Annotated in this window: 9 protein-coding genes; 6 read left to right on the top strand and 3 right to left on the bottom strand. The window is 74.4% G+C overall.

Annotation, left to right across the window (positions count from 1 at the left end):
- Positions 1–478: 478 nt before the first annotated feature.
- Positions 479–2,557, top strand: a complete 2,079-nt coding sequence (locus tag IE312_RS02700; RefSeq protein WP_189977898.1) for a SpoIIE family protein phosphatase — start codon at positions 479–481, stop codon at positions 2,555–2,557.
- 16 nt (positions 2,558–2,573) lie between these two features.
- Here the strand turns inward: IE312_RS02700 and IE312_RS02695 are convergent, their stop codons facing one another.
- Both IE312_RS02695 and IE312_RS02690 read right to left on the bottom strand, forming a co-directional pair.
- A complete protein-coding gene (locus IE312_RS02695) occupies positions 2,574–3,362 on the bottom strand; it encodes a putative protein N(5)-glutamine methyltransferase (protein WP_189977896.1) in 789 nt (262 codons plus the stop codon).
- Between the two features lie 240 nt (positions 3,363–3,602).
- On the bottom strand, positions 3,603–4,694 hold the full coding sequence (locus tag IE312_RS02690) for an ABC-2 transporter permease (RefSeq protein WP_189977894.1): 1,092 nt from the start codon (positions 4,692–4,694) through the stop codon (positions 3,603–3,605).
- Positions 4,695–4,819: 125 nt separating this feature from the next.
- On the opposite strand from IE312_RS02690, the gene IE312_RS02685 reads away from it, so the two are divergent.
- Positions 4,820–5,218, top strand: a complete 399-nt coding sequence (locus tag IE312_RS02685) for a MarR family winged helix-turn-helix transcriptional regulator (protein ID WP_229898973.1) — start codon at positions 4,820–4,822, stop codon at positions 5,216–5,218.
- A gap of 13 nt (positions 5,219–5,231) precedes the next feature.
- Here IE312_RS02685 and IE312_RS02680 read toward each other — a convergent pair whose 3' ends face one another.
- Positions 5,232–5,993 carry a GNAT family N-acetyltransferase gene (locus IE312_RS02680; protein ID WP_189977890.1) on the bottom strand — a complete coding sequence of 254 codons (762 nt, stop codon included), beginning with the start codon at positions 5,991–5,993 and terminating at the stop codon, positions 5,232–5,234.
- Between the two features lie 240 nt (positions 5,994–6,233).
- On the opposite strand from IE312_RS02680, the gene IE312_RS02675 reads away from it, so the two are divergent.
- The 4 genes from IE312_RS02675 to IE312_RS02660 all read left to right on the top strand — a co-directional run bounded on the left by IE312_RS02675 (position 6,234) and on the right by IE312_RS02660 (position 9,473).
- Positions 6,234–6,839 (top strand): sulfite oxidase-like oxidoreductase, encoded by a 606-nt coding sequence (locus tag IE312_RS02675; RefSeq protein ID WP_189977888.1) that lies wholly within the window; start codon positions 6,234–6,236, stop codon positions 6,837–6,839.
- Positions 6,832–7,587: a ferredoxin reductase gene (locus IE312_RS02670; RefSeq protein WP_189977886.1), complete on the top strand. Its 756-nt coding sequence runs from the start codon at positions 6,832–6,834 to the stop codon at positions 7,585–7,587. The genes IE312_RS02675 and IE312_RS02670 overlap by 8 nt, the downstream gene beginning before the upstream one ends.
- Before the next feature lie 253 nt (positions 7,588–7,840).
- Positions 7,841–8,425: an Rv1733c family protein gene (locus tag IE312_RS02665; protein WP_189977884.1), complete on the top strand. Its 585-nt coding sequence runs from the start codon at positions 7,841–7,843 to the stop codon at positions 8,423–8,425.
- A 79-nt stretch (positions 8,426–8,504) separates the two neighbouring features.
- Positions 8,505–9,473, top strand: coding sequence for an acetylxylan esterase (locus IE312_RS02660; protein ID WP_189977882.1), 969 nt, complete (start codon positions 8,505–8,507; stop codon positions 9,471–9,473).
- Position 9,474: the final 1 nt, after the last annotated feature.

The raw sequence follows: 9,474 nt of genomic DNA, 5'->3' as shown, positions 1-9,474 counted from the left end.
TCAGGCCCTGGCTCTCGGTCAGCGGGTCGGCGCGGTCGGAGCCGGTCTCGGTCCAGATGTCGGCCGCGCCGGCGGGCGTGGGCGTGGCGAGGGACACGACGGCGGCGGTGGCGAGGGTGACGAGTCCGGCGAGGACTGCGTGACAACGTTGCCGTGCGGACGTGGGCATGGCCGGCTCCTCGGACGTGGGGGCACCTCGGTCGGCGGACAGTCTGGCGTGGCGCGGTCGTCATGTACAGACCAAGCTGCACCATGGGTGTGCACTCTCACGGCCGGCGGGAGCGCGCTGTACGGTCTCGGCAGGAGGCCCCGTACGCGCGCACCGGCGCGGCGGCTTCGGCGGACGTCCGCCGTCGTGTTGAGAGAGGGTGGACAGAGACGGCGACGGCGTCGGAGAGTCGGGTGTGAGCGCGGTAGAACAAGGCGAGTCGGCACGGGGGACGACGTGCCGTGCGGACGGGCGAAGGCGGTGCGTGGCATGAGTGCAGCCGAGGCTCCGGCGACGGAGAACGGCGAGCCGGCGCGCGGGCCGGTGCCGCCGGGCGGACTGCTCGACGTCCTGGGCGTGGCCTCGGTGGTGCTGGACACCGACGGCCGGATCGTCCTGTGGAGCCCGCAGGCCGAGGAGCTGTTCGGTTACACCGCTCAGGAGGCCCTGGGGCAGTACGCAGCCCGGCTGATGGTGCACGAACGGCACATCCAGCTGGTGGGCAAGCTCTTCGCCGACGTGCTGCGGACCGGGGAGAGCTGGGCGGGCGGCTTCCCGATCCGGCGCAAGGACGGCAGCACCCGGTTGGTGGAATTCCGCAACATGCGGCTGCTGGACGACCAGGGGGACGTGTACGCCCTCGGGCTCGCCGCCGACCAGTCGACCGTACGGCGGCTGGAGCAGGACGTCGCGCTGTCCGAGCGGATGGTGAAGCAGTCACCGATCGGGTACGCCGTGCTGGACACCGAGCTGCGGTTCGTCTCGGTCAACCCGGCCCTGGAGAGGATCAACGGGGTGCCGGCCGCCGACCACGTGGGCCGCACGCTGCGCGAGGTGCTGCCGATGCTGGACCCCACCTCCGTGGAGACCGGGGCCCGGCGGGTGCTGGAGACCGGTGCGCCCGTGATCGACGCCACGCTGACCGGCCGTACGCCCGCCCACCCGGACGAGGACCGCACCTGGGCCAACTCGCTGTACCGGCTCGAGGACGTGACGGGCAACGTGCTGGGTGTGGCCGTCTCCGTGGTCGACATCACCGAGCAGCACCGTGCCTCGGTCGAGGCGGAGGCCGCCCGGCGCAGGCTCGCGGTCATCGCGGACGCCTCCGCCCGGATCGGTACGACGCTCGAACTGGAACGCACCGCCTGCGAGCTGGCCGACGTCGCCGTGCCGGAACTGGCCGACGTGGCCGCCGTGGACCTGCTGGACGCGGTGGTCGAGGGCCGGCAGAGCACGCTGGGCCCCTCGGAGGGGGCGGTGATCCGGGCCCTCGCGGTGCGTCCGGCGGGCGGCTCGGAGGCCGTGAGCGCCGCGGACCCGCCCGGCCAGATCGCCCGGTACGCGCCCGACCGCCTGGTCACCGAGTGCGTGCGCACCGGTGAGGCGGTGCTGGTACGGCAGGTCAAGGACGAGGACCTGCCGCGCATCGCCCGCTCCCCCGAGGCCGCCGTCCTGCTCGGCCGGGCGGGCCTGCACTCGTACCTCGCCGTGCCGCTGATCGCGCGCGGTGAGGTGCTCGGTGCGCTGGACCTCAAGCGCACCCGCAACCCGGTGCCCTTCGACGAGGACGACGTCCTGATGGCGAGGGAGCTGGCCGCCCGTGCGGCCGTGCAGATCGACAACGCGCGCTGGTACCAGAACGCCCGCAACACCGCCCTCACCCTGCAGCGCAGCCTGCTGCCCAGCCATCCGCCGGTCACCACGGGTCTGGAAGTGGCCTCCCGCTACCAGCCGGCGGGCGCGACCAGCGAGGTCGGCGGGGACTGGTTCGACGTCATCCCGCTGGAGGGGGGCAAGACCGCGCTCGTCGTGGGTGACGTGATGGGCAGCGGCATCAGCGCCGCCGCCACCATGGGCCGGCTGCGCACCGCGACGACCACGCTGGCCGCCCTGGACCTCGACCCGGCCCGGCTGCTGGAGCACCTGGACAAGACGACCTCGGCGCTCGACCACTCCATCGCGACCTGTGTGTACGCCGTCCACGACCCGCACCTGCGCCAGTGCCGCATCTCCAACGCCGGCCACCTGCCGCCGGCCCGGGTGCGGCCCGGCCGGCCGGCGGAGCTCCTGGACCTGCCCACCGGCGTGCCCCTGGGCGTGGGCGGCGTCGGGTTCTCCACCGTCACGGTCGACCTGGCACCGGGCGACGAGCTGGTGTTCTACACCGACGGCCTGGTGGAGACCCGCCGGCACTCGCTGGACGAGCGGCTGGCCTTCATGCTGTCCCTGCTCGACGATCCGGCCCGGCCCCTGGAGGAGGCCTGCGACCTCCTGCTGCGCACGCTGCACCACCCCGACAACCACGACGACGTGGCCCTGCTGATCGCGCGGGCCCAGGAACTGCCGTAAGCCCGGCGGGCGGCCGTCACCGACGCAGTACGCCGGTCACCACGTGCGCATGCCGGTCCTCGTCCACCGCCAGACGGGGCGTCAGGCCCGCGTCCGCCACGGCCCGCAGGGCGGCCGGTGCCTGGCGTTCGCTGGTCTCGGTCAGCAGGCAGCCGCCGGGGGCGAGCCACGCGGGGGCCCCGGCGGCCACCCGGCGCAGCACGTCCAGGCCGTCGGCGCCGCCGTCCAGCGCGACCAGCGGCTCGTGCTCGCGGGCCTCCGCCGGCAGCAGGGCCACGTCGGCGGTGGGTACGTAGGGCACGTTGGCGGTCAGGATGCCCACCCGGCCGCGCAGGCCGGCGGGCAGGGCGCCGTACAGGTCGCCCTCGTGGACCCGGCCGCCGAAGGGCGCGAGGTTGCGGCGGGCGCAGCGCACGGCCGCCGGGTCGATGTCGGCGGCGTGCACCTCCGCGTCGTCCAGGGCGGCGGCCAGGGCCGCGCCGAGCGCGCCGGAGCCGCAGCACAGGTCCACGACCACCGTCGCGTCCGGCACCGCGGCCAGCGCCTGGTCCACGAGGAACTCGGTACGGCGGCGGGGCACGAAGACGCCCGGTTCCACGGTGACGCGCAATCCGTGGAACCGGGCCCAGCCCAGGACGTGTTCGAGCGGCAGCCCGGCGGCGCGCCGGTCCACCATCCGGGCCGCCTCCTCGGGCGTACGGGCGGTGACGAGGATCAACTCGGCCTCGTCCTCGGCGAAGACGCACCCGGCGGCACGCAACGCGGAGACGACGGCGGAAGGGGGAAGCGGTGCGGGGGTGGGCATGGGAGGGCGGGCCTTTCGGGAGCGCGGGGGTTCAGGGCGCTCCCGCGGTCACCGCTGCCGGTGTACCGCGCCGTCACGAGGAGGGAGCACCCCAGCCGACACAGCGGTAATGGGTCTCACCTCCTCGCCGTCGAAAGCCGCGATCACCGCGGCCGGACGGCCACTTTAGCGCACGGCCGGCGGCGGCTTTGCGGCCGCGCGGAGTTCGGCGGCCGCGGGCGTGCGGCGGGATCCGGTGGGTCAGACGCCCACCGTCTCCTCGGCCTCCTCCTCGGCCTCCTCCTCGGCCTCCTCCTCGGCCTCCTGCGCGGTCTGCGCCGCGGAGTCGCGCCGGGGCTCGCTCTCCGCACCGGGGACCGTGGCCGCCGGCAGGGGGCGGCGGGTGCGCTCGTACACGGCGGCGACCGCGGTCACCGCCAGGCCGGCCAGGAGCCAGGCGGCGAGGGTCCACACCGTGCGGCCGAGGCCGTCACCACCGAAGTAGAGCAGGGCGCGGACGCCCTCGACGAAGCCGGCGCCGTTCCAGAAGGCGTGCAGGGCCCCGAAGAAGCCGTTCTGCAGTTCGGGCCGGAACAACCCGCCGGAGCTGGTGAAGTTCAGCATCACGAACAGCACCATCATGGTGAGGGTGGTCCACCGCTTCAGGAAGGTGTGCAGGCCGACGCCGATCAGGAGGATGCCCGCCGAGTACAGCCAGGCCATGCCCCAGACGCCCGCGAGATCGTGGTGGGCGAGGTGGAAGACCGGCCCGGCGAGCAGCGCGCCGATGCCGCTGACGACCGCGGAGACGCCGAGCGCGAGCAGTGCCCGCACCCGCATCGCGAGGCCGGCACCCGCCGCGCCGAGGGCGGCGACCGAGGCGTAGGAGCCGATGCTGACCGCGATCAGCAGGAAGAACAGGCCCTGGCCGGTGGGGTCGTCGGCGACGGGCTCGGCGACGTCGGTGATCTTCAGCGGGACGCCTTCTCGTGCGGCGACCGGTGTGAAGACCTTCTCGACGGCGGTGGCGCCCATGTCGGACGCGGCGCTCGCCACGAGCAGTTCCGGTGCCTTGGCGCTCGGCACGTAGGCGCCGGTCACCTCACGTGCCTCCAGGAGCCGGACGGCGTCCCCGCGGGTGGCCACCGTACGGACGTCGAGCTCGTCCCCCGCGGTGTCCTTGACCGTCTGCGCGAAGACCTTGGCCCCCGGGGCGGTGCCGACGACGGCGACCGGCAGGTGGTGCGGCTCGGGGGTGACGAACGCCCCCATGTACGCCAGCCCCATGCCGAGGCACATCAGCAGCGGGGTGATCAGGTGCGTGAGCACATGGCGCAGGGCCGGTGACCTCATCGCGGGCGACCTCCAAAGGTTGGCTTATGCAACTACCAGTTCAAGTTGTACTATACAACTACAACGCCGGAGGAGGTATTCCCGTGAGCCCAGCCGAGTCGGCCGTGGAGACGATCCAGCGCGAGATGACCATCTTCGCCCGCCGGGCCCGCGCCTCGGCGGGCCGCATGCACCCCGAGCTGTCCCTGGTGTCGTATACCCTGCTGGGCCACCTGGAGGAGCGCGGCGGCTGCCGGGCGACGGACCTCGCGGCGCACTACGCCCTGGACAAGTCCACGGTGAGCCGCCAGGTGGCGGCACTGGAGCGGACCGGGCTGATCGAGCGCCGGCCGGACCCGGAGGACCACCGGGTCCAGGTACTGCACCTGACGGAGGCCGGCCAGGAGATCCTGGCCCAGGTCACCCGCAGCCGCCGGGCCGCGTTCCGGGAACGGCTCGCGGGCTGGCCGGAGGAGGACCTGGTGCGGTTCGCGGCCTACCTGGAGCGGTACAACGCGGAGCCGGGCGGCGCCGAGCCGGCCTGAGACAGCCGCCGGGTCACGGCACCGGCACCGCCGCGCGGCCGTCCGTCAGCCGCTGCGGCACCCGGGCCGCGACGAACGCCGTGCGGCGGCGCAGCCGGAAGCCGAGCGACTCGTAGAGCCGGATCGCGGTGCTGTTCCCGGCACTGGTGTGCAGGAACGGCGTCTCCCCGCGCTCCCGGATGCCGTGCGCGACCGCGAGGATCAGCCGAGTGGCCAGGCCCTCGCCCCGGAAGGCGGGGTCGGTGCAGACCGCGCTGATCTCGGTCCAGCCCGGCGGGTGCAGCCGCTCCCCCGCCATGGCGATCAGCGCCCCGTCGCGCCGTATGCCCAGGTAGGTACCGAGTTCCACGGTGCGCGGCAGGAACGGCCCCGGCTGGGTGCGGGCCACCAGGTCGAGCATCTCGGGAACGTCCGCCGGGCCGAGGCGGACCGCCTGCGGATCCGGTGCGGCGGCGAGGCCGTCGTCCACGAACTGCACGCCGTCGACCCGGAAGGTGATCTCCCAGCCCTCCGGGACCTCCCCGCGGAAGCCGGGCAGCGCGACCTCCGCACCGGGACCGGCCAGCGCGGCGACGTCCGCCCAGTCCCGGGCGTCGGGTTCGTCGGGCAGCGCCAGCCAGGGCGAGACGTCGACCGGATAGCGCAGCACCCGGCCGCGCCGCTCGGCGAAGCGGGCGTGCGGGCCGGTCAGGGCGGCGAGGGCCGGGTTGTCGAGGACGTGCGGGGCGCCGGCGGCGGTCCGGCCGGAGCCGCCCGGGCCGCTCACGACGCTCATGCGGCCGCCTCGATCACGGTCCTGGACACATACGCCTGGGGCATCCTCGATCCCTCACACTTCTCTCGCGCTGTCACCGGCGCGTCCCGCGCACCGCCGTCGGCGCACGGGACCCGGCACCGATCGGCAAGCGGCGGCGCCGGACCGGTATTCCCGGCCCCGGCGAGAGTTCACACGGCCGCAACGATGGCGGCGCGGGCCAGGGGCGGAGCACCGGGAACGACAGCGTACGGTTGAACCATGAACGTCACGCGAGGCTTCTCGGGCCGACCGCGCGTCCACAACCCGGGGCTCCCGCCCGGGCAGTACGACGCGCGCGACGACTGGCCCGTCCTGTCCGCCGAGGTCACCCCGGACCTCGCCCCCGCCGACTGGTCCTTCCGCATCGACGGCCTGGTCGAGCACCCGCACACCTGGGACTGGGACGCCTCGCACGCGCTGCCCGCCGCCGCGTACGAGGGCGACATCCACTGCGTGACCGGCTGGTCGAAGTTCGGCGTGCGGTTCGGCGGCGTCTCGCTGGACGCCTTCTTCTCCGTGGTGCGGCCCCTGGCGTCGGCCACCCATGCCGTCGCCCGCTCCCACACCGGCTACACCGCGAACCTGCCGCTGTCCGACCTCACCGGCGGGCGGGCCTGGATCGTCTGGGAGTACGGCGGCGCGCCGCTGCCGCCCGAGCACGGCGGCCCGGCGCGGCTGGTGGTGCCCCACCTCTACTTCTGGAAGAGCGCCAAGTGGATCGCCGGCCTCACGCTCCTCGACCACGACGAGCCCGGCTTCTGGGAGCGCAACGGGTACCACGCGCGCGGCAACCCCTGGCAGGAGCAGCGGTACTCCGGTGACTGAGACGACGACTCCCCCGACCGGGTTCGCGGTGCCGGGGCGGATCGCCGTGGACGCGCAGACGGCGGCGGCGTGGCAGACCGCCACCCTGACGGAGATCCGCCGCGAGACCCCGCGCGCGGCCACGTTCCGGCTGGCGGTGCCGCGGTGGGCGGGACATCTGCCGGGCCAGCACCTGATGCTGCGGCTGACCGCGCCCGACGGCTATGTGGCGCAGCGCCACTACTCGATCGCGTCGGCCCCGGACGACTCCGGCCACATCGAGCTGACCCTGGACCGGGTGCCGGACGGCGAGGTCTCCGGCTGGTTCCACGCCGTGGCCCGGCCCGGCGACACGATCGAGGTGCGCGGCCCGCTCAGCGGCTTCTTCGCCTGGCCCGGTGACCGGCCGGCGCTGCTGCTCGGGGCCGGCTCCGGCGTCGTACCGCTGATGTCGATGATCCGGCACCACCGGGCGCGCGGCCTCACCGTCCCGCTGCGGATGCTGGTGTCGGCGCGCAGCCCCGAGGAACTGATCTACGCGGCGGAACTGGGCGCGGAGACGACGCCCGTGTTCACCCGCAGCGCTCCTCTCGGGGTGCCGGTGGGACGTATGACGGCCGCACATGTGGCGCCGCTCCTGGCCGAGCAGCCGGCTCATGGGTGGGAAGCCTATGTGTGCGGAACCAACGCGTTCGCCGAGCACGCTTCGCGCCTGCTGGTCGCTGCAGGCCAGCCGCCGGAACGGATCCGCATCGAACGGTTCGGCTGAGCCAGGGGCGGGCCCGGACCGGTTCGCGGGATGCTGTTCGGGTCGCGCGGTCGGGCAGGGCGCGCGATCGTGGGGCGCATGGCGGGTGTCGTGCGCCATATGGGCCGGATCTCGCGGTTCGCGGCATGCGCGAGGTGCCCCGAACGGGGTACGAGACGGGTGTGGACGCCCGTGTGCGTGAGCGGCGCGAGGCGGCGGACCGGTGGCCCGGCCTCTCCGGATCTCCGGCTCCGGCGGTGGCGAGGAGGTGGACATGCGTACCCGGGTGCGTGGCTGGCGCTGGCGCCGCAATCCGCTGCGACGCCGGTCGGACGTGGTGGAGGCCTGGACGGTGCTGGTGGTCGCCGTCCTGCTGTTCGTGGTCGCGCCCCTCGTCGGCGCGGTCGCCGGCCTGCACGCGCACGACCGCGCGGCGGCGGACGCGGCGGTGCGGCGGACCGAACGCCACCAGGTGCGGGCCGTGGTGATCGACGAGGCGCCCCAACGGGTCTCGGACGTGCAGAGCGACCCCCGGCACCCCTACCGCGCCCAGGTCCGCTGGACCGAGCCGGGCAAGGGCGTGCGGACGACGTGGGCCCGGGTACCGGCGGGGACCCGGGCGGGCGAGCCGGTCTCGGTGTGGTTCGACTCCCGGGGCCGCAGCGTCGCCCCGCCACCGGACGACGTGGCGGTCCGGCAGCACGCGGTCACCGTCGGGCTGGCCGCGGCGGGCGGCACGGCGACCCTGGTGCTCCTCGGCCACGCGGTGGGGCGCCGGATCGCGCTGCGCCACCGGCTGGCCGAGTGGGAGCGGGAGTGGGCCCGCACCGGGCCGCGCTGGACCCAGCCGCACATGTGACGGACCGGTCCCTGGCAGGTGATCCGAGCGTCCACGTACGGTGGGTCGACGCGGTCTCCCTCCACGAAGGCGGTTGCTGATGGCCCTGTTCGATCTGCCTCTCGACGAACTGCGCGCGTACCGCAGCGAGTCCGCCGAACCGGAGGACTTCGACTCCTTCTGGGACAAGACGCTCCAGGAGGCTCGCGGGCATGACCTGGGCGCGCGCTTCGAGCCGGTGGAGAGCGGGCTGACCACGGTCGACGTGTACGACGTGACGTTCGCGGGGTTCGGCGGCCACCCCGTCAAGGGCTGGCTGCGGGTGCCGGCCGGGGCCACGGAACCGCTGCCGCTGGTCGTGGAGTTCATCGGCTACGGCGGCGGGCGCGGCCTGGCGCACGAGAACCTGCTGTGGGCCTCGACCGGCCGGGCGCACTTCGCCATGGACACCCGCGGCCAGGGCAGCGGCTGGGGCGGCGGGGGCGGTACGCCGGACCCGGTGGGCGCGGCGCCCGCGTACCCGGGCTTCCTGACGCGGGGCGTCGACGCACCCGAGAACTACTACTACCGGCGGGTGTTCACGGACGCCGTGCGCGCGGTCGAGGCGGCCCGTTCCCATCCGCTGGCCGACGCGGCGCGGACCGTGGTGACCGGCGGCAGCCAGGGCGGCGGCATCACCCTGGCCGTCGGCGGCCTGGTCCCGGACCTGGTGGCGGTCGCGCCGGACGTGCCGTTCCTGTGCGACTTCCCGCGCGCCGCGACGCTGACGGACGGTCACCCCTACCGTGAGATCGGCCTGTTCCTCAAGACGCACCGGGGGCGCGCGGCGGACGTGCTGCGCACGCTGTCCTATTTCGACGGGGTGCACTTCGCGGCCCGGGGCCGGGCCCCGGCGCTGTTCTCGGCGGCCCTGGAGGACCAGACCTGCCCGCCGTCGACCGTGTTCGCGGCGTTCAACGCGTGGGCGCACGAGGACAAGACGATCGAGGTGTACGACTTCAACGACCACGAGGGCGGCGGCCCGTTCCAGGAGGCGGCGCAGGTGCGCTGGCTGCAGTCGTACGCCTGAG

Source organism: Streptomyces capoamus, assembly GCF_014654935.1.
Lineage (GTDB): Bacteria > Actinomycetota > Actinomycetes > Streptomycetales > Streptomycetaceae > Streptomyces > Streptomyces capoamus.
Note: the sequence above shows the minus strand (reverse complement) of the source record. Positions and strands in the feature narration are given on the sequence as shown.

Coding starts and splice junctions, on each gene's coding strand:
- IE312_RS02700 (WP_189977898.1), top strand. CDS start 479: ATGAGTGCAGCCGAGGCTCCGGCGACGGAGAACGGCGAGCCGGCGCGC.
- IE312_RS02695 (WP_189977896.1), bottom strand. CDS start 3,362: ATGCCCACCCCCGCACCGCTTCCCCCTTCCGCCGTCGTCTCCGCGTTG.
- IE312_RS02690 (WP_189977894.1), bottom strand. CDS start 4,694: ATGAGGTCACCGGCCCTGCGCCATGTGCTCACGCACCTGATCACCCCG.
- IE312_RS02685 (WP_229898973.1), top strand. CDS start 4,820: ATGACCATCTTCGCCCGCCGGGCCCGCGCCTCGGCGGGCCGCATGCAC.
- IE312_RS02680 (WP_189977890.1), bottom strand. CDS start 5,993: ATGAGCGTCGTGAGCGGCCCGGGCGGCTCCGGCCGGACCGCCGCCGGC.
- IE312_RS02675 (WP_189977888.1), top strand. CDS start 6,234: ATGAACGTCACGCGAGGCTTCTCGGGCCGACCGCGCGTCCACAACCCG.
- IE312_RS02665 (WP_189977884.1), top strand. CDS start 7,841: ATGCGTACCCGGGTGCGTGGCTGGCGCTGGCGCCGCAATCCGCTGCGA.
- IE312_RS02660 (WP_189977882.1), top strand. CDS start 8,505: ATGGCCCTGTTCGATCTGCCTCTCGACGAACTGCGCGCGTACCGCAGC.